Source organism: Pseudomonas oryzihabitans (genome assembly GCF_007665395.1).
GTDB classification, from domain to species: domain Bacteria; phylum Pseudomonadota; class Gammaproteobacteria; order Pseudomonadales; family Pseudomonadaceae; genus Chryseomonas; species Chryseomonas psychrotolerans_C.
In genome coordinates this window covers 461,644-487,798 of record NZ_VDND01000002.1, presented here as the reverse complement: position 1 = coordinate 487,798, position 26,155 = coordinate 461,644, and the positions used below count along the sequence as shown (strand labels likewise).

Genomic DNA, 26,155 nt, shown 5'->3' with positions numbered 1-26,155 from the left:
TCCCTGGATGCCAGCGGTACGCGTCCCGCGTCCGGAGATTAGCCTTGGGTCAGGCGCGCCAGGGCGCGATCCAGCCGTGCCAGGCCTTCGTCGATGTCGGCCTCGGGAATGATCAGGCTCGGCGCCAGGCGCAGCACGTCCGGACCGGCCTGCAGGATCATCAGGCCTTCCTCGTTGGCGGCGGTGACTATGTCCTTGGCCCGGCCCTTCCAGCTGTCGTTGAGCACGGCACCGATCAGCAGGCCCAGGCCGCGGATCTGCTGGAACAGGCCATAGCGGGCGTTGAGCTGCTCCAGACCGGCGACGAAGCGCTGGTGACGGGCCGCGACGCCGGCCAGGGCTTCCGGCGTGGCGACGATGTCCAGCAGCGCGGCACCCACGGCGCAGCCCAGCGGGTTGCCGCCGTAGGTGCTGCCGTGGACGCCCGCGCTGAAGTGTTGGGCGAGCTTGTCGGTGGTCAGCATCGCCGCCAGCGGGAAGCCGCCGCCGATGCTCTTGGCGGTGGTGAGCACATCCGGCACCACGCCGTAGTGCTGGTAGGCATAGAGGTGGCCGCTACGGCCCACGCCGCTCTGTACCTCGTCGAAGATCAGCAGCGCGCCATGGGCGTCGCACAGGCGACGGGCGCCTTCGAGGTAGGCCTGGTCGGCCGGCAGCACCCCACCCTCACCCTGGATGGGCTCGAGGATGACCGCGCAGGTCTTGTCCGACACCACGGCTTCGAGGGCGGCCAGGTCGTTGTAGGGTACGTGGCGGATGCCTTCGATCTTGGGACCGAAGCCATCGGAATACTTGGGCTGGCCCCCGACGCTGACGGTGAACAGGGTACGGCCGTGGAAGCTGTTGGTGGCGGCGACGATCTCGTAGCGGCTGCCACCGCTGACGTCGTGACCGTAGCGACGGGCCAGCTTGCAGGCGGCCTCGTTCGCCTCGGCACCGGAGTTGGCGAAGAACACCCGGTCGGCGAAGGTATGGTCCACCAGCTTGCGCGCCAGGCGCAGGGCCGGCTCGTTGGTGTAGATGTTGGAGACGTGCCAGAGCTTGCCGGCCTGCTCGGTCAGCGCCTGGATCAGCGCCGGATGGCCGTGGCCGAGGGCACTGACGGCGATGCCGCCGGCGAAATCGACGTACTCGCGCCCGGCCTGATCCCAGACGCGGGAGCCCTCTCCTCGCACCGGAATGAACGCGGCAGGGGCGTAGGTCGGAACCATCACCTCGTCGAAGGCGGCGCGTTGCACAGTGGATTGAGAAGCGGACATCGGGTTTCTCCTGCCGAGCACGGCGGTGACTGAAGGGATTGTAGGACGCGCCATGCGACTGGCCTTGCGCCCAGGCGACAACTATTTACGGGCGAAAACGCAAACGGGTGTCCGACTCGCAGTCTAGCGATTCGGACACCCGCTCTGGAAGGGTTTGACCGTACCTTTGGCCAGGTCCGCCGGATCAGTTGGGAGCGACGCGGCTGGTACCGTTGACGGTCAGGATGCGCACGCGCTCGCCGACCCGGAAGATCTCGCCCTTGTTGACCGCCTGCACATAGGCACGGGTGCCGCCGTCGTCTTCCTTCACGGTGATCTCGACGCCGTTGGCCTTGGTGAAGCCTTCCTCGGTCGCCGCGCCCAGCAGGCCGCCGGCCACCGCGCCGATGATGGCGGTGACGAAGCTGCCCCGGCCACCGCCGATGGCGCTGCCGCCGATGCCGCCCACGACGGCGCCGGCACCGGCACCGACCGGCGACTTGGTGCCTTCGATGGTGACCGGGCGCAGGGCGGTGATGGTGCCGGTGCGGACGGTCTGTACCTGGCGGGCTTCGTCGCGCGAATAGACGTCGCCGGACTGATCCGATGCGCAGCCCGCCAGCAGGGCGACGGCGGTCAGGGAGGCGGCGAGCTGGAGGATTCTGTTCATGGAGCTACTCCGAAGGCAGTTGAAAGACGGGGACGATACCGGGCAGACCTCAGGACGTGGATCGCCTTTACGCTTGACCCAGGGCATCCGGAGAGGTTTCTGGCGACTGTAGGGACGATACCTTGCGAACGCCTTAAGGCGCCAGGCGCTGACGCTGCCAACCACCCTCGCCGCGCTGGTAGTCGAGGCGGTCGTGCAGGCGGCTGGAACGGCCCTGCCAGAACTCGATGCGTTGCGGCTTGAGGCGGTAGCCGCCCCAGAACGGCGGCCGGCTGGGTTCGCCGCTAGCGAAACGCTGCTGCACCTCGGCCAGGCGCTGCTCCAGCTCATGGCGATCGGCAATGGCCTGGCTCTGCGGCGACGCCCAGGCGCCCAGGCGGCTACCCAGCGGGCGGACCCGGTAGTAGGCGTCGGACTCTTCGGCGGATACCTGCTCCACCAGGCCTTCGATGCGCACCTGGCGTTCCAGCGCCGGCCAGAAGAAGGTCATGGCCGCCCGCGGCTGGCTGGCCAGTTGCCGGCCCTTGGCGCTGTCGTAGTTGGTGTAGAAGACGAAGCCCTGGGCATCGACGCCCTTGAGCAGCAGCACGCGGCAATGGGGCTGGCCTTCGCCATCGACGGTGGCCAGCCAGCAGGCGTTGGCTTCGACCGGAGGCTGCTCGGTGCGTACCGCCTCCTCGAACCACTGGCCGAAGAGAGCATAGGGATCGGCGGGCGCCTGGGCTTCGGTCAGGCCGTCGCGGGTGTAGTCGCGACGCATATCGGCGAGGGACGGTGACATGGAGGTCTCCTGCTAGGTCGGTATCCACCTAGCTTAACCAAGTCCCGCCCCGGTCGCCTGCTTCAGGACAAGCTTTGCGGACCTAGCGTGCGGCCAGGGACTGCAGGCTCGCCAATACGGTAGCGCGCGGCTGGATCAGCACCTCGACGCGGCGATTGGCGGCGCGGCCGGCGGCGGTGGCGTTGTCGGCACGCGGATGGGCGGCGGCCAGGCCACGCACGATCAGGCGATTGCCGCTGTAGCCGCTGAGACGGAAGATCGCCGCCACGGCCTGGGCACGCTGCAGGCTGATCTTGTCGTTGAGGGCGGCGGCCCCGGTGCTGTCGCTGAAGCCGAGCACGATGACGGCGCTGTCGTCGTCCACGCTGACCGACTTGGCCGAACGGGACAGCGGGCCGAGCATCACCGGCAGCAGCATCTCGGCGCGATCCGGATTGAAGGAGCCGTCCACGGGGGTCACCAGCACCAGCGCATCGTCGCGGCGCTCGACCTTGACGTTGCTGCCGGCGACGGCGACGCGCAGCTTCTGCTCGTGCTCGTCCAGCCAGGCCTTGCTGACCTTGACCGGTACCGGCTTGAGCACCTCGGCCTGGGCGACGGGCTTGGCGTCTTCGCCACCGAAGGGCCACCACCAGTGACTGGCTTTCTCACCGGCCGCAGCGGCCTGCTCCGGTTTGGCCGCCGGCGCCTTCGCCGCGACCTTGGCCTCGGCCTTGGGCTCAGCAGCCTTGACCACCGGCTTGACCGGCTCGGCCGCCTTGTCACTGCCGCCGAACGGCCACCACCAGTGGCTGCCACTGGTGGTGGTGCTGGCCTGGGCGTTGCCCGGCTTGGCGGGCGCGGCGGCTTGGTCGCCAGTGCCCTGGAAGGAGCTGCAGGCAGAGACGCCCATGCAGAGAATGAGGGTGGTGGATTTGATCAGCTTCATGCAAAGTTTCCCATCGGCGAGCCGGAGGACGAGTGAATGCGGCGCCCCAGCCAAAGCCGGCGGCGCAGGTGAACTTAAAGTAGTTTCGAGATTGTGGCCGCAAACCTACGCCGGGCAAAGCCATGGAGTCACGAAATTTGCATTCGTGCCGACCAGCGGCAGGCGGGGTGCGCCATAGCACCAGGCTATGAGACTGATAGGCAACTCCGCCTTGAGACTGTCGTTACAACTTCTTACAGTCCGCGCGTCCCTCCCCGCCCCGAGTCAGCATGTCACTTAACACCCCCAAGGAAATCGCGTTCCTGGCCGTCCAGGCCGGCGTGACCAAGAGTCGCCTGTCGGTTGCCAACCTGCTGGTACTGGGCTTTCTCGCCGGTGCCTTCATTTCCCTGGGCTTTCTGCTGGACATCCACGTCATAGGCACCCTGCCGGGCAACTGGGGCTCGCTGAGCGCCCTGCTCGGGGCCATGGTGTTTCCGCTCGGCCTGATCCTCACCGTGCTGGCCGGCGGTGAATTGCTCACCGGCAACATGCTGGTGCTGCCCATGGCTTGGTTCGCCCGGCGCATCGGCCTGTTGGCGGTGCTGCGCAACTTCTTCTGGGTGACCCTGGCCAACCTGGGCGGCGCCCTGGCGGTGGCCTACTGCTTCGGGCATCTGCTGGGTCTCACCGAGGGCGTCTTCCTGGCCAAGACCACGGCCATCGCCCAGGCCAAGGTGGCGGCCAGCTTCCTGCAGGCGTTCATTTCCGGGGTCGGTTGCAACTGGCTGGTGTGCCTCGCCGTCTGGCTAGCCTTCGCCGGCAAGGACGTGACCGGCAAGATCCTGGCGATGTGGTTCCCGATCATGGCGTTCGTGGCCATCGGCTTCCAGCACGTGGTGGCCAACATGTTCATCCTGCCGGCCGCCATCTTCGCCGGGACCCTGGACTGGGCGCAGCTGCTGCCCAACCTGGTCGCGGTGTTCCTCGGCAACCTGGTCGGCGGCGCGGTCTTCGTCGGCCTGGGCTATCACCTGGCCTATCGGCCGGGCAGGCAGCTGGATGAGCCCGAACGCGCCTCAGTGCCGCTGTAGCAGCGAGTGGGGCGCCACGCCGAAGGCTTTGCGGAAGGCCCGGCTGAAATGCGAGAAATCGGAGAAGCCGAAATCCAGCGCCGCCTCGGACACGCTGCGGCAACGCCCCTGCTCCATGGCCTGGCGGCTGGCCAGCAGTCGCTCTTGCAGGACCACGCTCATCAGCGTCTTCTGGTGACGGGCGAAGGCCCGGGTCACGGTGCGGGTGGACACGTGATGCGCCTGGGCAACGCTCTCCAGGTTCAGCTGCGGATCGCTCAGGTGTCTCAGGACATGGTTCATCAGCCGCGGGTAGAGATCCCGCTCGGCCACGGCGCGCTCCGAGCCCTGCAGTTCCAGGCTGAGCACCAGCAGGTCGAGCAGGGTCTGGGAGAAACGCAGGGAATAGGCCTCGTCCGCCAAGGCCGGCAGGCCATCCGCGGCCTGCCGCAACATCTCCCGCAACGGCACGATGCCCGGCCGGGCTTCGTCGAGCACGGTGGCGGTGAGCCGCTCCACCCCGGGTAGCCGGGTGCTGAGCAGGTAGCGCGGGATGCGTACCAGGCGGTGACTGCCACTCAGGCTGAAATCGAAGGCCTGATCGGCATCGTAGAGAAACAGCCGATCCGGGGCCAGGACAGCCTGCCGTCCGCCCTGCTCCAGCTGTCCGTGACCGCCTTGGCTGAAGCCGAGCCAGAGATCGTCGTCCGGTCCGGTGCGCAGGTGGTTGGCATTGCGTCGCCAATGGTGCAGCGGCGCGGACAGCGTACAGACGTCCAGCAGGCCCAGGGACACGACCTGCAGCTGCGCATCGAAGTCCGACCCGGATTCGGGCCGACTGGAGGCCGGGATGCAGTGCCGGCAGACCACTTCCTTCCAGTAGTCGAAGCGCCGCTGCGTAGCGACGACCCGAGTGGAGTAGCGCGTGCTGCTCATGGTGCTCACCCTCGCTGGATCAACGCCGATCTATGACGGCGAGGCACGGCAACAACCATGCCAGCCGCGCGCTAGAGCGGCTGGCGGAATGGCGGTGGCCGCGGCATCAGGCGACTGGCCACGCCTGCCGGACGCAGGACGGTGGCCGTGCGGATATGCCACCGGGCGCACAGGTCGCGGAACGCGGCCCAGCTTGCACCCAATGAAGGCAGTGGCAGCGCTGCGCCGATCCGCACTGGTGCAAGCCGCCGCCAAGCGCCGCCGCTGTCCTTCCCAGTCAAGCCCCTGTCCTGCTGGAACAAGCCGCTCCAGACGGCTGCGCCTTACCTTGGCCATCAGCGAAACCTAGACCCGCAGGTATCGAGATGATCAGCACTGTCTCCCCTCTTTCCACCGCCGAATGGGCCAGTGCCCACCCCGGCGAGCTGGTGGCTGAAGAAGCCATGGCGCTACTGATCGTAACGGCCTGGCAGCACCTGGTGCTGCGCCTGAGCAGCCGGGCCAGGGTTCGTCGGTAACAGCCTATCCCGCCGTGTGTCGAGGAGATCACCATGGAATCCGCCATCGCCAAGCACCTGCAATGCCCCCGTACCCTGAGTCGCCGCGTGCATGACGAGTACGAACCGCCCTTCCCGATGTTCGTCGCCCGCGCCAACGAAGACCTGACGCAGGTGGTGATGGCCTACCTCGGCGTGCAATTCCGCCAGGAGCGGCGCGCGGCAGCGCTGCTGGCGTTGCGGACCCTGGTCGCCAGCTTCGCGGGGGTCGACGGCCCCGGCAATCACGACCTGACCTACCACGAAGATGCCCAGGGCTACGGCAACTTCATCGTGGTGGGTTACTGGCGTGATCCCGCCGCCTACTGTCGCTGGTTGCGTTCGCCTGAGGTCGCCGACTGGTGGGCGGCCGACGCCCGCCTGCAGGAAGACCTGGGTTACTTCCGCGAGGTGATAGCACCGCGCGCCGAGCAATTCGAGACGCTGTACGCCTTCACCGAGGCGCTACCCGGAGTCGGCGCCCTGATGGATGGCATCAGCGGTGACATCCAGGAGCATGGCTACTGGGGCTCGGTGCGGGATCGCATTCCCGTCTCCCAGACCAGCCGGCTGCAGCCTGACACCGAGCTCCAGGTGATTGCCGGCGATCCGCAGCAGGGCGGGCGGGTGGTGATCCGCGGCCATGACAACCTGACGCTGATCCGCTCCGGCCAGGACTGGGTCGAAGCCGGCCAGGAGGAGCGCGATATCTACTTCAACGAGCTACTGCCACCGCTGCAGGCGGGCATGGATTTCCTGCGCGATGAAGGTCAGCCGCTCGGCTGCTACAGCAACAGGTTCGTCCGCAACATCGACCTGGACGGCAACCTGCTGGACATCGCCTACGACATCGGCCACTGGCGCTCGCTGGACAGGCTGGAGCGCTGGGCGGAATCCCATCCCACGCACCTGCGCATCTTCACCACCTTCTTCCGGGTGATCGGCGGCCTTTCCAAGCTACGGCTGTACCACGAGGTGTCGGTCGCGGACGGCAACAGCCAACAATTCGAATACATCAACTGCCACCCCGCCACGGGAATGCTGCGCGACGCGCGTCCTCTATCGGCCTGAAGCCCCTCCTGGCGCCCGCCCTCTCATCGAAAAGGACCTTCCACCATGAAGACGCTCCGCTATGCGCCGCTGGCGCTGCTGCTCGCCGGCCAAGCCCAGGCCCTCGAGGTGGCACCCGGTGACTACGAACAGCTCCCGGCCGGTACCAACCTGGGGGTGCTCTATTACCAGCACGCGACCACCGACCGCCTCTATGCCAAGGGTCACCAGGTCAAGTCCGATGCCCGACTGACCTCGGACATTGGCATCCTGCGGCTGGTCCATGTGCTCGGGCTGAGCGATACCGTCACCCTGGATCCCCAGGTGCTGTTGCCCTTTGGCCATCTGGACGCCAGCGGCGATGTCGCGGCCCTCGGCAGCGCCAGTGGCACCGGCGACCTCATCTTGGCCGCGCCGCTGCGCTGGCGGCTCAACCCGGCGCGCGACATCCTCGCCATCACGCCCTATCTCTACGCCCCCACCGGCAGCTATGACCGCGACGAGGCGCTCAACCTCGGCGAGAACCGCTGGAAGCTCGATCTGCAGGCCGCCTACGTCAAGCATTTCAATGATAGGTGGGCGCTGGACCTGCTCGGGGACGTCATCTGGTATGGCGACAACGACGACTATGGCCCTTCAGGCGTGCGGCGCGAGCAGGACACGTCCTATGCCGTCCAGCTCATGGGCCGTTATCAGCTCGATGCGCGCACCAGCTTCGGGCTCGGCGTCGGCCACAACTGGGGCGGTGAAAACCGAGTCGATGGGGTCGCCCAGGACGACCGCACCAAGACCACCAATTTCCGCGTCACCGCCACGACCTTCCTCACCGCCACCGACCAGGTGCAGCTCCAGCTGGGGCGCGACCTGGCGGTCGACAACGGCTTCCGCGAGGACTTCCGGATGAACCTGCGCTACGTCCACGTTTTTTGATGAGCGCAGGGCAAGGCAAACGGGGCCTCGGGGGCACCTGCAGTCCTTCTCGGACAACTGCCTGTCCTTCCCAGCCAAGCCCGCCCGCCTTGGCCTGCCCTAGTGTGAAGCCAGCCGCGGAAGTCCGGGCGGCGACCAGCAGACGACCCACCGCATCGATTTAGGAGAGAGCCCATGACCAGCGCAGTACAGCCTTCACTCTATGAACGTCTCGGCGGCTATGACGCCATCTACGGCTTCGCCGGCCTGATCCTGCGCAAGTGCATGGAGCATCCGGCCATCGGCCATATCTGGAGTCACATGTCTGAATCGACGTTCCAGAAGGAACACATCAACTTCGTTGACTTCCTGGCCGAGCACTGGGGTGGCCAGGCCAAGTACCGCGGTCGGGACATGGTGACCGCCCACCGCGGCATGGGCCTGACCGAGGTGCACTGGCAAGCGGTCTTCGAATGCCTCGACGCCTGCTACGAAGAGGCCAAGGTGCCGGCCGACATTCGCGAAGAGGTCAACGCCTTCCTGACCAGGTTCAAGCCGGCGGTCATCGGCAGCCCGTCGTACCGCGACGTGGTCCTGGCCCACCCGGAAATGGACGTAGCCAAGGGCATGCAGAGCGTGGGCATCACCTGGCCGGCGCCGGGCCAGAAAGGCTAGCGCCATACCTTCACCGCTCCGCTCGCCCGAGCCTAAGAAACCTCTTCAATCGCCTGCCGCCGGACGCTGAAGGCGCAACCACAGGACAGCCGCCATGGCCATCACCCGCCCCACTCCCGCTCAACTCCAGGCCCTCGCCGGCCGCCTGCACATGCAGCTCAGCGCCGACCAGGCGCAGGATTACCTGGCGCTGATGCAGGCCAGTTTCGACGCCTACGACCTGATCGACGACCTCCCCGACGACATCCCGCCGGTACGCTTCGCCCGCGGCGCCGGCCATAGGCCCAGTGCGGCGGAGAATCCGCTCAACGCCTGGTACTACCGAGCCGAAGTCCAGGGTGCCAGCAGCGGCAAACTGGCCGGGCGCACCGTGGCGCTCAAGGACAATATCGCCCTGGCCGGGGTGCCGATGATGAACGGCTCCACCACCCTCGAAGGCTTCGTGCCCAGCTACGACGCCACCGTGGTGACCCGCCTGCTGGAGGCCGGTGCCACCATCCTGGGCAAGGCCACCTGCGAACATTTCTGCCTGTCCGGTGGTAGCCACACCTCGGATCCCGCCCCGGTACACAACCCCCGCCGGCACGGCTACAGCGCCGGTGGTTCCTCGTCCGGCAGCGCCGCCCTGGTGGGCGCCGGCGTGGTGGACATGGCCATCGGCGGCGACCAGGGCGGCTCCGTGCGTATCCCCTCGGCTTTCTGCGGCACCTATGGCATGAAACCCACTCACGGCCTGGTGCCCTACACCGGGGCCATGCCCATCGAGGCGACCGTGGACCACCTCGGCCCCATCACCGCCACCGTGGCCGACAACGCCCTGATGCTGGAGGTGATCGCCGGGGCCGATGGCCTCGACCCGCGGCAGTACGCTCCGCCGGTGGCCGCCTATACCCAGGCTCTGGAGCGCGGGGTGGCGGGCTTGCGCATCGGGCTGCTCGGCGAAGGCTTCGCGCTGGCCAACCAGGATCCCCGGGTGGCGGACCGGGTACGGGAGGCCGCCGCGCGGCTGGAGGCGCTCGGCGCCCGGGTCGAGGAGGTCTCGGTACCCGAGCACCTGCTGGCCGGCGCGCTCTGGCAACCCATCGGCTGCGAGGGCCTCACCGCCCAGATGATGCATGGTAACGGCATGGGCTTTAACTGGAAGGGCCTCTACGACGTCGGCCTGCTGGATGCCCATAGCGCCTGGCGCGAGCGGGCCGACGACCTGTCGCCGACCCTCAAGCTGTGCCTGTTCGTCGGCCAGTACGGTCTCGAGCGCTATCGCGGGCGCTTCTATGCCAAGGCGCAGAACATCGCCCGCCGCGCCCGGGCCGGCTATGACCGGGCGCTGGAGCGCTACGACCTGCTGCTGCTGCCCACCCTGCCCATCGTCGCCCAGCCGCTACCGGCCCGCGATGCCCCGCTGGCCGAATACATCACCCGCGCCTTCGAGATGATCGGCAACACCGCCCCCCTGGACATCACCGGGCATCCGGCCCTGTCGCTGCCCTGCGGCACCGTGGACGGCCTGCCGGTGGGGGCGATGCTGGTGGGTCGGCATTACGCCGAAAGCACCCTCTACCAGGCCGCCGCGGCCTTCGAGGCCAGTGTGGATTGGCAAACCCTGTGAGAAGAACCCGTTCCACCGAGGAGGAAACCGCATGAGCCATGACCCTCATCATGACCACCACCATGACCACGACCACACCGAACCGCCGGAAGACGTCGCCCTGCGCGTCAAGGCGCTGGAATCGCTACTCCTGGAGAAGGGCCTGATCGATCCGGTCGCCATGGACGCCCTGATCGATACCTACGAGCACCAGATCGGTCCGCGCAATGGCGCCCAGGTGGTGGCCAAGGCCTGGGCCGACCCGGAGTACCGCCGCCGCCTGCTGGAAGACGCCACTGCCGCCATCGCCGAGCTGGGCTTTTCCGGCGTCCAGGGCGAGGACATGGTGGTGGTGGAAAACACCCCGGCGGTGCACAACGTCACCGTCTGCACCCTCTGCTCCTGCTATCCCTGGCCGACCCTGGGGTTGCCGCCCGCCTGGTACAAGTCCGCGCCCTATCGCTCGCGCATCGTCATGGACCCGCGCGGGGTGCTGGCCGAGTTCGGGCTGAGCATCGCCGCGGACCGCGAGATCCGCGTCTGGGACAGCAGCGCCGAACTGCGCTACCTGGTGCTGCCGCAGCGCCCGGACGGCACCGCTGGCTGGAGCGAGGAACAACTGGCCACCCTGGTCACCCGCGATTCCATGATCGGCACCGGACTGGCGCTGCCGCCCGCGGCCGCCTAGCAGAGGAGTTTTGCCCATGAACGGTATCCACGATCTCGGCGGCATGCACGGCCTCGGCCCCGTCGCCCCGCCCGCCCACGAGCCGGTGTTCCACGCCGAATGGGAGCGACGGGTGTTCGCCCTCTTCCCTTCGCTGTTCGTCGGCGGCTATTTCAATGTCGACGAATTCCGCCACGCCATCGAACGCATGGCGCCCAGCGAATACCTGGAATCGAGCTACTACGAACACTGGCTGCACGCCTTCGAGACGCTGCTGGTGGAAAAGGGCGTGATCAGCGCCGAGGAATTGCACGGCCAGGCCAAGCCGACAGCGCCGACTCAGCCGGTCACGGTCCTGACGCCCGAGCTGGTCCAGCCGGTGGTTCTGGGCGGGGCCTCGGCTCGCACCTCCCATGGCGAGCGGGGACGCTTCCAGCTTGGCGATCAGGTGCGCACCCGTAACCTCAACCCCGTCGGCCACACCCGTCTGCCGCGCTATGCCCGCGGCAAGCTGGGCACCATCGAGCGGGTGCAGGGGCTGTTCATCACGCCGGACACCGTCGCCCACGGGCTGGGTGAACAGCCGCAGCAGGTCTACGCGGTGCGCTTCAGCGCCCGGGAGCTCTGGGGCAGCGACAGCCCGGATTCCATCTGCATCGATCTGTGGGACAGCTATCTGGAGGCAGTATGACGACTCACGTATCCGAACAACCCCTGTCGCCCAGCGCAGAGGGTCCGGCCTTCGACAGCCCCTGGCAGGCCCAGGCCTTTTCCCTGGTGGTCCACTTGCATCGTAGCGGGCTGTTTGCCTGGCAGGACTGGGTGGCGATCTTCAGCGCGGTGATCCAGGAGGCGCCGGCTACCGCGGAGGAAAGCGTCAATGACGCCTACTACCGGCAGTGGTTGCTGGCGACCGAGCGCCTGGTGGCAAGCCTCGGCCTGACCACGGCGGCGGCCATCGCCGAGCGTACCGAAGCCTGGCGCCAGGCCTATCTCAATACGCCCCATGGCCAGGCGGTGGCCCTGAGCCACGCCAGCTGTCCGCCGACCGCCGGGCACCACCACCCGCCTCGCCACACGCCCGTGGCCATCAGCCAGGCGCACTAGCGCTCACTCCCACCCTATCGCCGCCTCGAGGCGGCCTGGAGATCGTCATGCATATCGAACCTGGACTCGTGGATGCCGGCAAGATCGGCCTGAGCTACCTGACCGCCGCCGGGGCCGGCGCCTACGGCCTGAAATCGCTGGGAGCGACGCTGCGCGAGCGTGGCTTGGGCTCGCTGCTGGCGCGCAGCCTGGCGACCACCGCCCTGGTGTTCGCCTTCTTCGAGGTACTGCCGCATTACCCGGTCGGCGTCTCCGAGGTCCATCTCATCCTCGGCTCGACGCTGTTCCTGCTGTTCGGCGCCGCGCCCGCGGCACTGGGGCTGGCCTTGGGCCTGTTGTTGCAGGGGCTGTTCTTCGCCCCCTTCGATCTGCCGCAGTACGGCATGAACGTCACCACCCTGCTGGTGCCCCTGTTCGCCACGGCGGCGCTGGCCAGGCGCCTGATCGCCCCCGGTACGCCCTACGTGGCCCTCACGTACCGCCAGGCGCTGGCGCTGTCCACCGCCTTCCAGGCCGGCATCGTCGCCTGGGTGGCCTTCTGGGCGCTCTATGGCCAAGGCTTCACCAGCAGCAACCTGGTCGCCATCACCAGCTTCGGCGGCGCCTACCTGAGCGTGATCCTGCTCGAACCCCTGGTCGACCTGGGGGTGCTGGCCCTGGCCAAACGCGCCACCCGCCTGCAGGGCCATGCCTGGCTCGAACGCCGCCTCTATCACACCGCTTGAACCGAGGACTGCCTGCCCGGCGCCAGGCTTGGCGCTGCGGCGGGTGGCAAAGGAGTTGCCAATGGACCTCTTCCGCCGTGTCTTCAATCGCCAGCTCGACCTGCTCATCGACGCCCTGGAAACGGGTACGCAGCCAGCGCCGCTGGTGACGGCAAACATCCGGCTGCAACGCCTGGAAAGCGCGCTCGACCGGCAGCTTGCCGAGCGGGCTGGACTGGCCCAGGACGTCAACGACCTACAGCGGCAAACCGAGCAACTAGACGCCCACCTCCAGGACCTGCAACGGCAACTGTCCTTGGCCGAGCAACGCTGGCAAGGGGTGGCCCCTGCCCAGGGCGCCTGCTGGGAGTTCAGGCCGCCGCTTACGGGTCGGACGCGGGATGAGCCAACCCTGTGCTGGTCGGCGGACATTCCCGGGCTCGGCGTCTTGCCGACGCGGTTACAGGCCTGGCTGGAGCTGATCCATCCGGACGAGCGCGCCGAGGTCCGCAACGCCCTGCTCACCCCCCAGGGACCGAACGAATTCAGCCTTGAACTGCGCCTGGCGGAGGGTGCCGGTACATACCGAGGCTTCACCCTGCACGGTCGACGCCTGGCTGGCGCCCCGGACGAGGCACCGCTGCTGCTGGGCACGCTGCAGGGCGTTCACGAGCAGCGTAGCCGCGACCAGGCCCATGCCCTGCTCAAGACCCGCTTCGACATCGCCCGCGACTGCATCCAGGATGCCCTCTGGGATATCGACATCAAGGACGGCGACCCGGCCAATCCCGCCAATGTCATTTGGTTCTCCCCGCAGATGCGGCGCCTGCTCGGGTACCAGTCGGTAGAGGAATTTCCCGACGTCCTGCACAGCTGGCTCTCCCATCTGCATCCGGAAGACCGCGACCGCGCCGTGCAGGCCTTCGTCGAGCATGTCGGCGACCGCAGTGGCAAGACCCCTTTCGACGTCGCCTATCGACTCCGGTTGCGCAGCGGCGACTATCGCTGGTTCCGCGGACGCGGCGAAAGCCAACGCAGTACGGACGGCACCGCGCTGCGCACGGTCGGCGCCATCAGCGATATCCAGAGCCAGGAAGAGGAACGCTGGTTGCGCCAGGAGTACGAGCAGCAGAGCGAGGCGGCCCGGGCCACACTGCAACGCCTGACCCTCATCGTCAGTACCATCCAGGGCATCACCCAGCAGACCAACCTGCTCGCCCTCAACGCAGCCATCGAAGCGGCCCGGGCCGGTAGCGCCGGGCGCGGTTTCGCGGTGGTCGCCGACGAGGTGCGCAAACTGGCGATCCGCGCCAGCGAAGCCACCAGTGTCGCCGTCGAGATGCTCGCGGGGCAGACGCGGGCCGAGGCGGCGGGCAAGGGTACCGTCTGACGCTGGCGGGATCGCCTAGGGGCGCCCCAGTCCCACGAGCAGCTCGGCAATACCGCTCGCCACGGCGTCGGCGGCCTGCGCCGGGGGCATGGCCAGCAACAGGCGCGCCACGCCTTCCGGCGCAACGCTCCATTCAAGCCCCTCGCAACGGAGCACGGCGCTCAGGGCCTGGATCTGTTGGCGCCTGATCCCCTGGATGCAGGTCTGCTGCGGGGCGCTCAAATGGCGACACTCGTGATGCGCCACCTGGGCGGACGCCCACTCCGCCTGGACCAGCAGGCGATAGTCTGCGAGCAGCGCTCGGGGCGCCCGCCGGGATCGACCCTTGCCCGCCGCGGCCTTGAACAGCTGCAGCACCTCCAGCTCGTAGTCCTCGATCAACTCGTACAGCAGCCCCTGCTTGCCCGCGAAATGGTGGTAGAGCGAGCCGGGTAACAGCCCCACGACGCTGGCCAACCGGCGCAGGCTCACCCCGTGATAGCCGTCCCGGCTGAACAACTCCAGAGCGGCCTGACGCAGGCGCTCGCCGCTGCCGTCAACGATCTGGGGCGACGGGACGGCCGCCATCGCCTAGTCACCCAGATGCCGGGCGATGACCAGGCGCTGGATGTCGCTGGTGCCTTCGTAGATCTGGCAGATACGGGCGTCGCGATAGATCCGCTCCAGCGGATAGTCGTTCAAGTAGCCGTAGCCACCTAGGGTCTGCAAGGCCGCGGAGCAGACCCGCTCGGCCATTTCCGAGGCGAACAGCTTGGCCATGGACGCCTCCACCAGCGCGGGTCGTCCGGCGTCGCGCAGGGCCGCCGCGTGCAGCACCATCTGCCGGGCCACGGCGATCTCGGTGGCCATGTCGGCCAGGCGGAAGGCCACCGCCTGGTGCTCGACGATGGGCTTGCCGAAGGTCTGCCGCTCGCGGGCGTAGCCCTTGGCATAGTCGAAGGCCGCGCGGGCCATGCCGACCGCCTGGGCGGCGATGCCGATACGCCCACCCTCCAGATTGGCCAGGGCGATGCGATAGCCCTCGCCCTCGGCGCCCAGGCGATAGGCCGCGGGTACCCGCACCCCCTCGAGCTGGATCTGGCAGGTGTCGGAGGCGTGCAGCCCCAGCTTGTGCTCGACGCGCACCACCTGGTAGCCGGGGGTGTCGGTGGGCACCAGGAAGGCGGAGATGCCCTTCTTGCCCGCCGCCGGATCGGTGACCGCGAACACCAGCACCACCCCGGCCTGGCTGCCGGAGGTGATGAATTGCTTGGCGCCGTCGATGACATAGTGGTCGCCGTCGCGGCGCGCCCGGGTGCGCAGGTCGCTGGCATCGGAGCCCGCCTGGGGCTCGGTGAGGGCGAAGGCGCCGATCATCTCGCCACTGGCCAGGGGTGTGAGGAAGCGCTCCTTCTGCTCGTCGCTGCCGAAGCGGTCGATGGGCACGCAACCCACCGAGTTGTGCACGCTCATGATGGTGGAGCAGGCGCCATCACCCGCGGCGATCTCTTCCAGGGCCAGGGAATAGGCCACGTAGCCGGTGTCGCAGCCGCCCCAGGTATCGGATACCAGCATCCCCATGAAGCCCAGCTCGCCCATCTCCCGCAAGGCGTCACGGGGGAAGGCGCCGCTGCGGTCCCAGTCGGCGGCGTGGGGTTGCAAGCGCTCCTGGGCGAAGCGATGGGCCATATCGACGATGCCTTGTTGTTCTTCGGTGATCAGCACGGACGCTTTCCTCGCTGGGATGGGTGACTAGGCGCTCTGCCGAGCCGCCTGGGCGTCGGCGATTTCCTGGTTGCGCAGGATGAAACGCTGCAGCTTGCCGCTGGGCGTCTTGGGTAGCTCGGTGACGAATTCGATCTCCCGCGGATAGGCGTGGGCGGCCTGGCGCTGACGCACGTGCAGGCGCAATTCCTCGGCCAGTGCCGGACTCGGCGCGTAACGCGGATGCAAGACCACGAAGGCCTTGATGATCTCGGTGCGCTCCGGGTCCGGCTTGCCGATCACCGCCGCCTCGATCACCGCCGGGTGCTCGATCAGCGCGCTTTCCAGTTCGAAGGGCCCGACGCGATAGCCGGAGGTGGTGATGACGTCGTCGGCGCGACCGACGAAGCTGATGCTGCCGTCGGCGTTCAGCTCACAGGTATCGCCGGTCAGGTAGTAGTGGTCGACGAAGGCCTTGGTCGGACTGCCGAGATAACCACCGAACCAGCACAGCGGCGAACGTGCAAGATCCAGCGCCAGGATGCCGGGCACCCCCACCGGCAACTCCTGCCGCGTCGCCTCGTCCAGCACCACCACCCGGTGGCCCGGACTGGAAACACCGGCCGCGCCCGGCTGCACCGGATGGCGCAGCCCATGGTGGTTGCACAGCACCATGCCCAGCTCGGTCTGGCCATAGTGATCGCGGATCGGCGCCTGCAGTTGCTCGGCGAACCAGCGGATGACCTCGGGGTTGAGCGGCTCGCCGGCACTGCTCACCACCCGCAGCCGCCCGCGCAGGCTCTGGCTGACCGCCTCGCCGCCGGCGATGAGCAGGCGGTAGGCGGTGGGCGAACCGGCCAGGTTGGTGATGCCATGCTCCCGTACCAGGCGACAGGTGCTTTCCGCCGAAAAGGGACCGTCGTAGAACAGCGTGGGATGCCCCAGCGCCAGGGGCCCGGTGACCGCATAGTAGAGGCCATAGGCCCAGCCCGGATCGGCCAGGTTCCAGAAGGCGTCGCTGGGCCGCAGGTCGATGGCCTCCGTCATGTAGCCCATGAAGGCGGCGATGGCCTTGAGCGGCACCGCCAACGGCTTGGCCGGCCCGGTGGTGCCCGAGGTACACATCAAGAGGAAGGGATCTTCCGCGGTCCTTGGCACGGGATCGAAGAGGGTCGGCTGGCGCTCCAGCTCGTGCCAGAAGCTGAAATCGCCCCGCTCGATGCCCTGGCCGCGCCGCTGGCCCACGGTGAGGATCGCGGGGCAGCCAGGCAGCTCGGCCAATTTGCCGCGATTGCCGGCATCGGTCACCACCAGCCGCGCCTGGGAGACCGCCAGGCGATGCTCGATGGCCTTGGGCCCGAAGGCGGTGAACAGGGGCTGGTAGACGGCGCCGAGCCGCCAGGTACCGAGAATGGCGATCAGCAGTTCCGGTGTGCGCGGCAACAGGCCGGCGACCCTGTCCCCGGGGCCTAGGCCCTGGCTGGCGAGAAAACCGGCGAACTGGGCGGCGCGCTGCTGCAGCTCGGCGAAGGTCCAGGACTCCCGCTGGCCGTCGCGGCCTTCCCAGAACAACGCGATCCGTCCGGGCAGCGCATGGCGATCGCAGCATTCGACGCAGGCGTTGAGCGCCGTGAGCGATCCGCTCAGCCGCTGCGCGACACAGGCGGCGTAGTCGAAGCGGGCATAGACGTCGGCATGGTCCTGCATGATCCCTTCCCCGATCTTGTTGTTATCGATTGGGATCGACTCTAGCGCGCCCCTTACCCCGCACAATGGCCTGGCGCTACAACCACGCTGAGCGGTTTGGACAGTCAGGCCGGCGGGTCACCGGCAAGGATCAGCTGACGGTAGTGGCCGGGATTGGTCCCGGTCCATTTGCGAAAGCCCTTGTAGAAGGCGCGGACATCGGAAAAGCCCAGCGCCACGGCGATGTCTTCCAGGCTGAGCTGGCGGTCGGCCAGCCAGGCGATGGCGCGCTCGCGGCGCACGCTGTCCTTGAGCGCCTGGTAGGACTGCCCCTGCTCCGCCAGCCGGCGACGCAGCGTGGCCGAAGACAGGTGCAGCTCCTGCGCCATGGCTTCGCCGGTCGGCCAGCATTCGCCGGGCAAGGCGCGCAGGTGGGCCTTGAGGCGCTCGGCGAGGCTCTCGGCATCGCGATAGCGCTGCAGGATGTTGTTCGGCGCCCCGGCGAGAAAGCGCGCCAGGTCCGCCGGGCTCCGCCGCACCGGCGCCTCCAGCACCTCGGCGGCGAAGATCAGCCGGCTCTGGGGCTGGCCGAATCTGAGGTTGTCGGAAAACAGCACCCGGTAGTCGTCGGTGAAGTCCGGCTCGGCGCCATGCAACTCCACCGCCAGCAAGGGGATGCGCCGGCCGATCAGCCAGCAGGCGACGCCGTGCACGATCAGCCAGTAGGTGAAACAGGTGAAGGCGCGCGGCGTTTGCCCTTGCGGGTCCCGCAGCAGGATCGACGCCAGGCTGCGCTGCTGGACCAGCTGCGCCTCCAGGCGCTCGAAGCCGAGGTTGAGGAAAGCCAGGGCCAGTTCCAGGGCATCGCCCAGGCGGCTCTGGGTGAGGCACAGGCGGCAGAGCAAGGCGAAGCTGCCGGAGCGCAGCCGACGGCGATCCATGCCGAAGAATTCGTCATCGAAGCGCAGTGCCAGGCGGCGCCAGAGCCGACCGTAGAGCGCCACCGGCACCCGCGGCTCGGCCAGGCAGCCAGGCTCCAGCCCCAGCTCGACCAGCAGCGCCTCCGCCGGGCGCTCGGCGGTGACGAAGGCGGCCAGGGCCTCGCGCACCAGCTCGGTGGCGATGGTGCCGCGCGACGACGAAGAGGACGACATGCGGGCTCCCGTTCCAGACTAGGTCGACCCGCCTGGCCAGACCTGGCGGGTTCCTGAATGCGCCATAGCTAAACACACCCCCGCGAGACGCACCACTTACCGAGGCCGCCGCCAGGGCAGCGCCTTACAGGCACTCCCCTACCGCTCGCGCCAGGGTCTGGGCGCGTGGATCCATCAGCACATAGGGCCCCAGGGTGTTGGTGACGAAGCCGAAGGCCACCTCGCGCTCCGGATCGGCGAAGCCGGTCGAGCCACCCGCGCCTGGATGGCCGAAGGCCTGGGGGCCGAGGCCGTAGGTGGCATTGGCCTGCTCCGGTTGGTCGAGCATGAAGCCCAGGCCGAAGCGGGTCGGGGTCAGCAGGGTGCGATCCTCGCCCTGGCTGTGCTCGCGCAGGGCCTCGTCCAGCGTCTCCCATTCCAGCAGGTCACCCGCCAGCAGACCGGCATAGAAACCGGCCAGGCTGCGCGCATGGCCGTGGCCGTTGGCCGCCGGTTGCTGGAAGCGCCGCCACTCGGCCTTGTTGGTGCTGGTGAGGACCCCGGACGGATTGCCGAAGGCCAGGGTCGGCAAGGCGCCGGGGTCGCTCATGGTGGTTTTCAGCAGGCGCTGGGCCGCGGCATCGCCCAGCACGCCCTTGCCACGGACGATATGGGCCACCCGTTCGTCGTCGCTCGCCGGCAGGCCGATGTGGAAGTCCAGGCCGAGACGGCCGGCGGTGCGTGCCACGATGGCTTCACCCGGGCTGCGGCCATCGGCACGCCGGATCAGCTCGCCGAGCAGCCAGCCGAAGGTGATGGGCGCATAGCCATGGGCCGTGCCCGGCGTCCACCAGGGCGCCTCGGCGGCCACGGCGGCGGTCATCTGCGCCCAGTCGTAGAGGGCATCGCCAGGCAGGCGCTCGCGCAGCGCGGAGACCCCGGAACGGTGGCTGAGCAGCTGGCGCAGGGTGATGTCGGCCTTGCCCGCGGCGGCGAATTCCGGCCAGCGCTCGGCCACCGGGGCATCGAGGGCCAGCTTGCCCTCCTCCACCAGTTGCAGCGCCGCCACCGTGGTAAAGGCCTTGGTGCAGGAAAACAGATTGAGCAGGGTATCGGTGTGCCAGGGCGCCTGGCCGTCCTTGTCGGCCAGGCCGCCCCAGAGATCCAGCACCGTTTCCCCGCCGACCTGGACGCACAGCGCCGCCCCGCGGGTCTGGCCGGCGGCGAGCAGCTCGGCGAAGGCCTCGCGGACGGATTCGAATCTCAGGTCGTGATAGCCGTGGACGGTCATGGGGGCTCCTGGGTAGATAAGATATTACCGGGCACTGGGCCACGATCAGGCGGTTGATCATACGGAGGCGTAGCACCCTCACCCCAACCCTCTCCCCAAGGGAGAGGGGGCTATTCGCGCAGGCGCTCACCGGTAGGTTGGGTTGAGCGCAGCGAAGCCCAACAGTTCTGGCCCCGGTGCCGGCTGCGTTGGGCTTCGACGATGGCGCTGTCTCAGCCCAACCTACGGATTTTCGTCGCCATGGCCACGCATCATTGAATCTCCCGCCGGAACGGCGGCAGGGCATTGAGGATGGCCTTGCCATAGCGCTGGGTCACCAGACGGCGGTCGAGCAGCGAGATGGTGCCGCTGTCCTGCTCGGTGCGCAGCAGCCGGCCGCAGGCCTGGATCAGGCGCAGCGAGGCATCCGGCACGGCGATCTCCATGAAGGGATTGCCACCGCGCGCTTCGATCCACTCGGCCAGGGCGGCTTCCACCGGATCGTCCGGCACGGCGAAGGGGATCTTGGCGATGACCACGTGCTCGCAATAGGCGCCCGGGAGGTCGACGCCCTCGGCGAAGCTGGCCAGGCCGAACAGCACGCTGGCCTCGCCGTCATCGACCCGTTTCTTGTGCTTGTTGAGCGTCTCCTGCTTGGAGAGATTGCCCTGGATCAGCACCCGCTTGCGCCAGTCGCGCTCCAGGCCGTCGAAGACCTCCTGCATCTGCCGCCGGGAGGAGAACAGCACCAGGGCGCCTCGCGCTCCTTCGAGCATGGCTGGCAGTTCGCGGACGATGGCCGCGGTGTGCTCGGCGGCGTTGCGCGGATCGGCCTTGAGGTCCGGCACCCGCAGCACGCCCGCCTCGGCATGGCGGAAGGGGCTGGGCACCACGGCGGTGGCGGCCGAGCGCGGCAGGCCGGATCTCATGCGGAAGCGGTCGAAGGTGCCCAGGGCGGTCAGGGTCGCCGAGGTCACCAGGGCGCCGTAGGCGACGTTCCACAGATGCCGCCGCAGCATGTCGGCGGCCAGGATGGGGCTGGCATTGACCTCGATGTCGTACAGCGAACCGGCTTCGGCCAGGGTCATCCAGCGCGCCATGGGCGGGCTGTCTTCCGGGTCTTCGCAGGTGAAGGCCGTCCACAATTCCCAGTTGCCCTGGGCCCGGGCCAGGAGGCTGCCGAACAGCGGATACCACTCCTCGGCCTGGTAGCTGGCCAGGCCGATGCTGGACTCGCCGTCCATGGCCTGCTTGAGCATCTCGGTCAGGCGGGTGAACAGATCGGTGAGCTTGGCGAAGCCCTTCTTCAGCTCGATGCCCATCTCCCGCAGGTCTTCGGGGATCACTCCACCGACGAAGCGATGGCGCGGCCGCTCGCGGCCTTCCATGTCCTCGCCGGCGCGGAAATCGGCCAGGGCCTCGCAGGCGGTGAACATGAACTGCTGCTGGGTCTTGATCTCCCGCGCCAGCTCCGGCACCTGCTCCACCAGGCGGCCCAGGTCGCCCGGCAAGGGATGCTGAGCGAGCAACTTGCCCAGGTTCTTGGCGATCTGCTCCAGCCAGTCGGCGGTGGATCTCAGCCGGGTGAAATGGGCGAAGTGACCGATGGCCTTGTCCGGCAGATGGTGGCCCTCGTCGAACACATAGAGGGTGTCGCGCGGATCGGGCAGGATGGCGCCGCCGCCCAGGGCGAGGTCGGCCAGCACCAGGTCATGGTTGGTGACGATGACGTCGACCTTGGTCATGCCTTCGCGCGCCCGGTAGAAGGCGCATTGCTGGAAATTGGGGCAATGGCGATTGGTGCATTGGCTATGGTCGGTGGTGATGCGCGACCACTGGACGTCCTCGATGGCTTCCGGCCAGCTGTCGCGGTCGCCGTCCCAGCGATTGCCGGCGAGGCGCTCGATCATCTTGCCGAACAACTCGTTGGACGCCTCGTCGACGTCGATCTTGAAGCCATCCTCGGCGAACAGCTGGGCCGTGGCGTTCTGCGCCTGGCCTTCCTGCAGGAGCATGTCCAGTTTGGACAGGCACATGTAGCGACCCCGGCCCTTGGCCAGGGCGAAGCTGAAGGACAGGCCGCTGTTGCGCAGGATGTCCGGCAGGTCCTTGTGCACGATCTGCTCCTGCAGCGCCACCGTGGCGGTGGCGATCACCAGCCGCTTGCCGGCGGCCTTGGCGGCGGGAATGGCGGCCAGGGCATAGGCCACGGTCTTGCCGGTACCGGTCCCCGCCTCCACCGCCACCACCGCCGGATCACCCTCGCGATGGCCTTCCTCGTCCTGGGCGATGGCGCCCAGCCCCTTGGCGGTCTCCGCGATCATCAGCCGCTGGCCGTAGCGCGGCTTGAGCGACTTGGCTTCGAGGAAACGCGTGTAGGCGCCCTGGATCTGGGTCTTGAGTTCGGTGCTGAGCATGCCTGGTTCCGGGCGATGACGAAGCAGCGCCCCGTCCGGCGGACGAGCGCTGTATGCATCTACAGTAATGGATCTTGGGCGCTATGATAACGCGCCTGTCGTCAGGATGCGCCCGACGATGACGTCGCAGGCCGATCAGGTACCGGGCAGCTGCGGTGGCAGGCGATGAAAGGCACCGAAGACCAGCAGGCCGAGGCGGTCGAGCCAGGGGTGGCGACGCAGGCGCAGGGCGCGGCGGCTGGCGAAGACTTCACCCAGGTGCAACAGCAGCAGGGCCAGGGCGACCAGGGCGAGCAATTCGGGGAAGGGACGAGCGAGAGGCAGCGCGAGGGTGGCGACTGCGGCGAGCCAGAACAGCAGGAGCAGGACTTTGCCGGTGAGGGACAGGGTTTTCATGGATTCCAGCAGGAGGACGAGATGGATCGGACCATAACGCCTGTAGCCGGAAAAAGTAAAGGCGGCGGACCTGAGTCCGCCGCCGGTGCATCACTCGCGGTCGATCTGGATTTCGACGCGGCGGTTGGTGGCACGGCCTTCAGCGGTCTCGTTGGTGGCGATCGGCTTGCGCTCGCCCATGCCTTCTACCGAGACGATGCTGGCGGCGGGGACGCCGGCCTGGATCAGGTAGTTGGCCACCGACTTGGCGCGACGCTCGGACAGACGCTGGTTATAGGCGTCGGTACCCTTGCTGTCGGTGTGGCCGGTGATCGACAGGCGGGTGCTGGCGGCTTCGCCACGCAGACGGCCGGCGATGCCATCGAGCTGAGCACGGTCCTGCGGGCTGACCGCGGAGGAGTCGAAGGCGAAGTGCAGGTCACGCGCGGTGATCACTTCCTGCTTCGGCAGCGGCGCCGGGGCGGGAGCCGGTGCGGGCGCCGGAGCCGGGGCCGGAGCGGGTTCCATGCGAGCGACCTGCTCGTTGCCCTTGCCATGCACCCAGCAATAGGCGCCGCCGGTGGTACCTATGCCCAGCGCCGCCATACCCGCGACGTTACCGCTCTGAGTGGCACCTGCCGCGCCGCCGACCAGGGCGCCGACCGCAGCGCACACCGGCCAATCGGATTTCTGTACGCCGCCCGCACAGCCGGCCAGCACGGTGCTTGCCAGGATGAGGGGTAAAGCTGTCCTTGCGATGCTCTTGCTCATGAAGGGTCTCCTATAGACCAGGTGCCGCGAGTTAGGCTCGTCTTTCGTTCTATTGCGCTGTCAGACTAATGGTGGCGTACACATCTTGACAACGCTGGTTGCTTAGTCAATCGCTATTTGATTAGGGTTCCCTTAATGGCAAACATATTCTCGTCCCGCACCCCGCAACAGGCTCTGGCAAGCCTGCTCGAGCACCATCGGCCGGTTCGCCTGCTCGGCGTGGCGCGTGAACCCCTGCCAGCCCTCCAGGCCTATGTCGAGGCCCATCCCCACTGCCAGCTGGTGCAGGCCTCGGTGCCCATCGCCGATCCGGCGCTGCTGGCCGAGCGCTATGACCTGGTGATCGTCGCCGACTGTCTCGAACACCTGCCGCTGCGCCAGGGCCGCGAATTGCTCGGCGGCCTGCGCAACCTCAACACTTCGCGGCTGGCCGTGCTGGTGGACCTGGCCGCCAGCGAATGGCAGCTGACGGATTTCTACGCCCTCGCCCTGCAGGCCAGCGAGCGCTTCGCCCGCGACGGCCAGGTGGTCACCCTGTTCAGCTATGATTTGCACGACTACAAGCAGGTCCCGGACTGGCTCAATGCCAAGTTCTGGGCCAATCCGCAGAATTTCGGCAAGTACTGGTGGTGAGATGCAATCCATGGCCCCCTGCCCCTGTGGCACGGACCGTCCGCTGGGCGACTGTTGCGCGCCGTTCCACGAGGGTCGTCCGGCGCCCGACGCCGAGCGGCTGATGCGTTCGCGCTACAGCGCCTATGTGCTTGGCCTGATCGACTACCTGGTAGCCACCACGGCGCCCGCGCAGCAGGCGCGACTGGACAGGGAGGCATTGACGGCCTGGAGCCTGGGCAGCCGCTGGCAAGGCCTGCAGGTGCTGGAGCACAGCCCGGCCCCTGGCGATCCCGCCCATGCCCGGGTCAGCTTCGTCGCCCGCTGGGAGGATGGCCGCGGCGCCCATCGTCACGAAGAGCGCTCGGGCTTCGTCCAGCGCGAGGGGCGCTGGTTCTTCCTCGACCCCACCGTGCGACCCCTGCCGGGCCGCAATGACAACTGCCTGTGCGGCAGCGGTGCCAAGTTCAAGAAGTGTTGCGCCGACTATCTCTAGACCCGGCGGTTATTCCCTGACCAGCGTCAGGTGATCCGTATCCGGCACGGCCACCGGCAGGGGCTCGGCGGCCGGCGCGAGGTCGCTGCCCACCGGCGCCAGGCTCAGGTGCGAAAGATCGACCCGCGGCGGGGCCACGGGCGCGGCGCGATCCTGGAGATCGGCGCCCACCGGCGCCAGGCCGAAGTCCGGCGCCTGGACATCGACGAAGGCGGCCATCACCGCATCCCGGGGCGCGACGCTCAGCGCCCCGTGCCCGCTGGCGGCCGGCGCGGACGCCACGGCGGGTGCCGGTGCCGCCGACGGTGCCTCGGTGGCCGCCGCGGCCGGCTCGACCGTCTCGGTCATGGGCACGATCTCGACCAAGGCCCCGGCCTGGGCCAGGGTGGCGCGGTAGCGCTCGGCCGTGGCGGCATCCAGGCGATTCTTGATGATCATGCGCCGACCGGAAAAGAGCACCGCGATGCGCTGTTCATCCGCCTGAAACAGTCGCATCAGATTCTGTCGGGTCTGTTGCGCCTCGGCGCCAGCGACCAGCTCGCCCTGGAAGGCGATTTCATAGAGCACGGCGGACATGACGACCTCCTCGGTCATGGCAAGGGGTGCAGGATGCAACGTCGCGCCGGGACGGTCCAGCCCGCACGGTCGCCTGGAGTCGACGTTTTTTTGTTAGCCTGTGCCGAAGCGGCCCCGACTTGTGCAGCAATCGGTGCTTGTTAAACTGCGCAGAAAACGGGAGTGCCGCATGCTTCGCCAGGCCTTGTTCATCACCCTGCTCGGCGTCCTGCTGAGCAGCCTCGGTGGTTGTACCTACATCGGCCGCAACTACGACGAGCCCCAGGTGGAGCTGACGGGCGTGGAGCTGATCCGCGCGCGGCTGTGGAGCCAGGACTTCGTGCTGCACTTCCGGGTCCAGAATCCCAACGACAGCACCCTGCCCGTCCGCAGCCTGGCCTACACGGTCTACCTGAACGATCTGTTGCTGTCCCAGGGTGTCGCCAACCTGCATTCGTCGGTGCCGGCCAATGGTCAGCGCAGCTTTTCGGTACCGGTGCAGACCAACCTGTGGCGCTACGTGAAGGACGTGGGCCGCATGCTGGAAGACCCCGACCAGCCGATCAATTACCGCCTGCGCGGCCGGGTGAAGACCGGCTGGCTGTTCGGTCGCAATGTGCATTTTTCTCGCCAGGGGCAGTTCGTGCCTGGCGCCTACATCCCGGAGTTATGAGATGAACCAACACGTCAACGGACCCGACTGCAACCACGATCATGATCACGACCATGGTCATGCGCATCACGTCCACGGTCCGCACTGCAACCACGGCCATGCCCAGGAGCCGGTGCGCAATCCGCTGAAGGAAGTGGGACGCAACGATCCCTGTCCTTGCGGCAGCGAAAAGAAATTCAAGAAGTGCCACGGCGCCTGAGGGTAGCTGGGTAAGTTGGGCCGAGCGAAAGCGAAGCCCGACGGTGCCGAGGTG

The 26,155-nt window shown here is 67.8% G+C and carries 28 protein-coding genes and 2 pseudogenes; 16 read left to right on the top strand and 14 right to left on the bottom strand.

Annotated elements, in window-relative coordinates:
• Positions 1-38 precede the first annotated feature (38 nt).
• From FSV73_RS06180 to FSV73_RS06165, 4 genes are all read right to left on the bottom strand, one after another.
• Positions 39-1,259 carry an aspartate aminotransferase family protein gene (locus FSV73_RS06180; protein ID WP_145005422.1) on the bottom strand — a complete coding sequence of 407 codons (1,221 nt, stop codon included), beginning with the start codon at positions 1,257-1,259 and terminating at the stop codon, positions 39-41.
• Positions 1,260-1,443: 184 nt separating this feature from the next.
• The gene (locus tag FSV73_RS06175; RefSeq protein WP_145005420.1) at positions 1,444-1,908 is read right to left on the bottom strand and encodes a hypothetical protein; all 465 of its coding nucleotides are present in this window, start codon (positions 1,906-1,908) and stop codon (positions 1,444-1,446) included.
• 133 nt (positions 1,909-2,041) lie between these two features.
• Positions 2,042-2,689, bottom strand: coding sequence for a pyridoxamine 5'-phosphate oxidase (gene pdxH, locus FSV73_RS06170; RefSeq protein ID WP_145005417.1), 648 nt, complete (start codon positions 2,687-2,689; stop codon positions 2,042-2,044).
• 82 nt (positions 2,690-2,771) lie between these two features.
• Positions 2,772-3,617 carry an OmpA family protein gene (locus tag FSV73_RS06165; protein ID WP_145005414.1) on the bottom strand — a complete coding sequence of 282 codons (846 nt, stop codon included), beginning with the start codon at positions 3,615-3,617 and terminating at the stop codon, positions 2,772-2,774.
• Positions 3,618-3,886: 269 nt separating this feature from the next.
• Here FSV73_RS06165 and FSV73_RS06160 point away from each other — a divergent pair, with 269 nt between their 5' ends.
• Positions 3,887-4,690 (top strand): formate/nitrite transporter family protein, encoded by an 804-nt coding sequence (locus FSV73_RS06160; protein ID WP_145005411.1) that lies wholly within the window; start codon positions 3,887-3,889, stop codon positions 4,688-4,690.
• On the opposite strand, the gene FSV73_RS06155 is transcribed toward FSV73_RS06160, so the two are convergent.
• Complete coding sequence (locus FSV73_RS06155) at positions 4,676-5,605, bottom strand: helix-turn-helix domain-containing protein (RefSeq protein WP_145005408.1); 930 nt, start codon at positions 5,603-5,605, stop codon at positions 4,676-4,678. The two genes, FSV73_RS06160 and FSV73_RS06155, sit on opposite strands and share 15 nt — an antisense overlap.
• A gap of 365 nt (positions 5,606-5,970) precedes the next feature.
• On the opposite strand from FSV73_RS06155, the gene FSV73_RS25525 reads away from it, so the two are divergent.
• From FSV73_RS25525 to FSV73_RS26055, 11 genes and pseudogenes are all read left to right on the top strand, one after another.
• Positions 5,971-6,123 (top strand): hypothetical protein, encoded by a 153-nt coding sequence (locus FSV73_RS25525; RefSeq protein ID WP_186309167.1) that lies wholly within the window; start codon positions 5,971-5,973, stop codon positions 6,121-6,123.
• Positions 6,124-6,156: 33 nt separating this feature from the next.
• Positions 6,157-7,212 (top strand): aliphatic aldoxime dehydratase, encoded by a 1,056-nt coding sequence (gene oxdA, locus FSV73_RS06150; protein ID WP_145005406.1) that lies wholly within the window; start codon positions 6,157-6,159, stop codon positions 7,210-7,212.
• A gap of 45 nt (positions 7,213-7,257) precedes the next feature.
• Entirely contained in the window at positions 7,258-8,121 is an 864-nt protein-coding gene (locus FSV73_RS06145) for a transporter (protein WP_145005403.1), read from the top strand.
• A 174-nt stretch (positions 8,122-8,295) separates the two neighbouring features.
• The gene (locus FSV73_RS06140) at positions 8,296-8,775 is read left to right on the top strand and encodes a group I truncated hemoglobin (RefSeq protein ID WP_145005400.1); all 480 of its coding nucleotides are present in this window, start codon (positions 8,296-8,298) and stop codon (positions 8,773-8,775) included.
• 94 nt (positions 8,776-8,869) lie between these two features.
• The gene (locus tag FSV73_RS06135) at positions 8,870-10,384 is read left to right on the top strand and encodes an amidase (RefSeq protein WP_145005398.1); all 1,515 of its coding nucleotides are present in this window, start codon (positions 8,870-8,872) and stop codon (positions 10,382-10,384) included.
• 31 nt (positions 10,385-10,415) lie between these two features.
• The gene (gene nthA, locus FSV73_RS06130) at positions 10,416-11,051 is read left to right on the top strand and encodes a nitrile hydratase subunit alpha (protein ID WP_145005396.1); all 636 of its coding nucleotides are present in this window, start codon (positions 10,416-10,418) and stop codon (positions 11,049-11,051) included.
• Positions 11,052-11,067: 16 nt separating this feature from the next.
• Positions 11,068-11,721 carry a nitrile hydratase subunit beta gene (gene nthB / locus FSV73_RS06125; RefSeq protein WP_145005393.1) on the top strand — a complete coding sequence of 218 codons (654 nt, stop codon included), beginning with the start codon at positions 11,068-11,070 and terminating at the stop codon, positions 11,719-11,721.
• Entirely contained in the window at positions 11,718-12,137 is a 420-nt protein-coding gene (locus tag FSV73_RS06120) for a nitrile hydratase accessory protein (RefSeq protein ID WP_145005390.1), read from the top strand. The genes nthB and FSV73_RS06120 overlap by 4 nt, the downstream gene beginning before the upstream one ends.
• Positions 12,138-12,184: 47 nt before the next feature.
• Positions 12,185-12,862 (top strand): energy-coupling factor ABC transporter permease, encoded by a 678-nt coding sequence (locus FSV73_RS06115; protein ID WP_145005387.1) that lies wholly within the window; start codon positions 12,185-12,187, stop codon positions 12,860-12,862.
• Positions 12,825-13,901 (top strand): annotated as a pseudogene (locus FSV73_RS06110) (PAS domain-containing protein); the annotation flags it as partial. The gene FSV73_RS06115 and the pseudogene FSV73_RS06110, both read left to right, overlap by 38 nt.
• Positions 13,902-13,949: 48 nt before the next feature.
• Positions 13,950-14,159: pseudogene (locus FSV73_RS26055) on the top strand (methyl-accepting chemotaxis protein); the annotation flags it as partial.
• Positions 14,160-14,246: 87 nt separating this feature from the next.
• Here the strand turns inward: FSV73_RS26055 and FSV73_RS06105 are convergent.
• The 8 genes from FSV73_RS06105 to FSV73_RS06070 all read right to left on the bottom strand — a co-directional run bounded on the left by FSV73_RS06105 (position 14,247) and on the right by FSV73_RS06070 (position 23,566).
• Complete coding sequence (locus tag FSV73_RS06105) at positions 14,247-14,798, bottom strand: TetR/AcrR family transcriptional regulator (protein ID WP_145005381.1); 552 nt, start codon at positions 14,796-14,798, stop codon at positions 14,247-14,249.
• 3 nt (positions 14,799-14,801) lie between these two features.
• Positions 14,802-15,935 carry an acyl-CoA dehydrogenase family protein gene (locus FSV73_RS06100; protein WP_145005378.1) on the bottom strand — a complete coding sequence of 378 codons (1,134 nt, stop codon included), beginning with the start codon at positions 15,933-15,935 and terminating at the stop codon, positions 14,802-14,804.
• A gap of 27 nt (positions 15,936-15,962) precedes the next feature.
• The gene (locus tag FSV73_RS06095; RefSeq protein WP_145005375.1) at positions 15,963-17,621 is read right to left on the bottom strand and encodes an AMP-binding protein; all 1,659 of its coding nucleotides are present in this window, start codon (positions 17,619-17,621) and stop codon (positions 15,963-15,965) included.
• A 104-nt stretch (positions 17,622-17,725) separates the two neighbouring features.
• Positions 17,726-18,754, bottom strand: a complete 1,029-nt coding sequence (locus FSV73_RS06090; RefSeq protein WP_145005373.1) for an AraC family transcriptional regulator — start codon at positions 18,752-18,754, stop codon at positions 17,726-17,728.
• 124 nt (positions 18,755-18,878) lie between these two features.
• On the bottom strand, positions 18,879-20,024 hold the full coding sequence (locus FSV73_RS06085) for a serine hydrolase domain-containing protein (protein WP_145005370.1): 1,146 nt from the start codon (positions 20,022-20,024) through the stop codon (positions 18,879-18,881).
• A 251-nt stretch (positions 20,025-20,275) separates the two neighbouring features.
• A complete protein-coding gene (gene dinG, locus FSV73_RS06080) occupies positions 20,276-22,420 on the bottom strand; it encodes an ATP-dependent DNA helicase DinG (protein WP_145005367.1) in 2,145 nt (714 codons plus the stop codon).
• A gap of 135 nt (positions 22,421-22,555) precedes the next feature.
• On the bottom strand, positions 22,556-22,816 hold the full coding sequence (locus FSV73_RS06075) for a DUF1145 domain-containing protein (protein ID WP_145005364.1): 261 nt from the start codon (positions 22,814-22,816) through the stop codon (positions 22,556-22,558).
• 90 nt (positions 22,817-22,906) lie between these two features.
• Positions 22,907-23,566, bottom strand: coding sequence for an OmpA family protein (locus tag FSV73_RS06070; protein ID WP_145005361.1), 660 nt, complete (start codon positions 23,564-23,566; stop codon positions 22,907-22,909).
• Between the two features lie 135 nt (positions 23,567-23,701).
• On the opposite strand from FSV73_RS06070, the gene FSV73_RS06065 reads away from it, so the two are divergent.
• Positions 23,702-24,199, top strand: a complete 498-nt coding sequence (locus FSV73_RS06065; protein ID WP_145005358.1) for a DUF6231 family protein — start codon at positions 23,702-23,704, stop codon at positions 24,197-24,199.
• A 1-nt stretch (position 24,200) separates the two neighbouring features.
• Entirely contained in the window at positions 24,201-24,674 is a 474-nt protein-coding gene (locus tag FSV73_RS06060; RefSeq protein ID WP_145005356.1) for a YchJ family protein, read from the top strand.
• Positions 24,675-24,683: 9 nt separating this feature from the next.
• Here the strand turns inward: FSV73_RS06060 and FSV73_RS06055 are convergent, their stop codons facing one another.
• Complete coding sequence (locus FSV73_RS06055) at positions 24,684-25,250, bottom strand: hypothetical protein (RefSeq protein WP_145005353.1); 567 nt, start codon at positions 25,248-25,250, stop codon at positions 24,684-24,686.
• 169 nt (positions 25,251-25,419) lie between these two features.
• Between FSV73_RS06055 and FSV73_RS06050 the strand changes: the two genes are divergently transcribed.
• Both FSV73_RS06050 and FSV73_RS06045 read left to right on the top strand, forming a co-directional pair.
• A complete protein-coding gene (locus FSV73_RS06050) occupies positions 25,420-25,902 on the top strand; it encodes an LEA type 2 family protein (RefSeq protein ID WP_145005350.1) in 483 nt (160 codons plus the stop codon).
• A 1-nt stretch (position 25,903) separates the two neighbouring features.
• On the top strand, positions 25,904-26,101 hold the full coding sequence (locus FSV73_RS06045) for an SEC-C metal-binding domain-containing protein (RefSeq protein ID WP_145005347.1): 198 nt from the start codon (positions 25,904-25,906) through the stop codon (positions 26,099-26,101).
• Positions 26,102-26,155 lie beyond the last annotated feature (54 nt).

Bases quoted from the DNA above. Each gene is read 5' to 3' on its own strand.
- FSV73_RS06180 (WP_145005422.1), bottom strand. From the start codon at position 1,259: ATGTCCGCTTCTCAATCCACTGTGCAACGCGCCGCCTTCGACGAGGTG.
- FSV73_RS06175 (WP_145005420.1), bottom strand. From the start codon at position 1,908: ATGAACAGAATCCTCCAGCTCGCCGCCTCCCTGACCGCCGTCGCCCTG.
- pdxH (WP_145005417.1), bottom strand. From the start codon at position 2,689: ATGTCACCGTCCCTCGCCGATATGCGTCGCGACTACACCCGCGACGGC.
- FSV73_RS06165 (WP_145005414.1), bottom strand. From the start codon at position 3,617: ATGAAGCTGATCAAATCCACCACCCTCATTCTCTGCATGGGCGTCTCT.
- FSV73_RS06160 (WP_145005411.1), top strand. From the start codon at position 3,887: ATGTCACTTAACACCCCCAAGGAAATCGCGTTCCTGGCCGTCCAGGCC.
- FSV73_RS06155 (WP_145005408.1), bottom strand. From the start codon at position 5,605: ATGAGCAGCACGCGCTACTCCACTCGGGTCGTCGCTACGCAGCGGCGC.
- FSV73_RS25525 (WP_186309167.1), top strand. From the start codon at position 5,971: ATGATCAGCACTGTCTCCCCTCTTTCCACCGCCGAATGGGCCAGTGCC.
- oxdA (WP_145005406.1), top strand. From the start codon at position 6,157: ATGGAATCCGCCATCGCCAAGCACCTGCAATGCCCCCGTACCCTGAGT.
- FSV73_RS06145 (WP_145005403.1), top strand. From the start codon at position 7,258: ATGAAGACGCTCCGCTATGCGCCGCTGGCGCTGCTGCTCGCCGGCCAA.
- FSV73_RS06140 (WP_145005400.1), top strand. From the start codon at position 8,296: ATGACCAGCGCAGTACAGCCTTCACTCTATGAACGTCTCGGCGGCTAT.
- FSV73_RS06135 (WP_145005398.1), top strand. From the start codon at position 8,870: ATGGCCATCACCCGCCCCACTCCCGCTCAACTCCAGGCCCTCGCCGGC.
- nthA (WP_145005396.1), top strand. From the start codon at position 10,416: ATGAGCCATGACCCTCATCATGACCACCACCATGACCACGACCACACC.
- nthB (WP_145005393.1), top strand. From the start codon at position 11,068: ATGAACGGTATCCACGATCTCGGCGGCATGCACGGCCTCGGCCCCGTC.
- FSV73_RS06120 (WP_145005390.1), top strand. From the start codon at position 11,718: ATGACGACTCACGTATCCGAACAACCCCTGTCGCCCAGCGCAGAGGGT.
- FSV73_RS06115 (WP_145005387.1), top strand. From the start codon at position 12,185: ATGCATATCGAACCTGGACTCGTGGATGCCGGCAAGATCGGCCTGAGC.
- FSV73_RS06105 (WP_145005381.1), bottom strand. From the start codon at position 14,798: ATGGCGGCCGTCCCGTCGCCCCAGATCGTTGACGGCAGCGGCGAGCGC.
- FSV73_RS06095 (WP_145005375.1), bottom strand. From the start codon at position 17,621: ATGCAGGACCATGCCGACGTCTATGCCCGCTTCGACTACGCCGCCTGT.
- FSV73_RS06090 (WP_145005373.1), bottom strand. From the start codon at position 18,754: ATGTCGTCCTCTTCGTCGTCGCGCGGCACCATCGCCACCGAGCTGGTG.
- FSV73_RS06085 (WP_145005370.1), bottom strand. From the start codon at position 20,024: ATGACCGTCCACGGCTATCACGACCTGAGATTCGAATCCGTCCGCGAG.
- dinG (WP_145005367.1), bottom strand. From the start codon at position 22,420: ATGCTCAGCACCGAACTCAAGACCCAGATCCAGGGCGCCTACACGCGT.
- FSV73_RS06075 (WP_145005364.1), bottom strand. From the start codon at position 22,816: ATGAAAACCCTGTCCCTCACCGGCAAAGTCCTGCTCCTGCTGTTCTGG.
- FSV73_RS06070 (WP_145005361.1), bottom strand. From the start codon at position 23,566: ATGAGCAAGAGCATCGCAAGGACAGCTTTACCCCTCATCCTGGCAAGC.
- FSV73_RS06065 (WP_145005358.1), top strand. From the start codon at position 23,702: ATGGCAAACATATTCTCGTCCCGCACCCCGCAACAGGCTCTGGCAAGC.
- FSV73_RS06060 (WP_145005356.1), top strand. From the start codon at position 24,201: ATGCAATCCATGGCCCCCTGCCCCTGTGGCACGGACCGTCCGCTGGGC.
- FSV73_RS06055 (WP_145005353.1), bottom strand. From the start codon at position 25,250: ATGTCCGCCGTGCTCTATGAAATCGCCTTCCAGGGCGAGCTGGTCGCT.
- FSV73_RS06050 (WP_145005350.1), top strand. From the start codon at position 25,420: ATGCTTCGCCAGGCCTTGTTCATCACCCTGCTCGGCGTCCTGCTGAGC.
- FSV73_RS06045 (WP_145005347.1), top strand. From the start codon at position 25,904: ATGAACCAACACGTCAACGGACCCGACTGCAACCACGATCATGATCAC.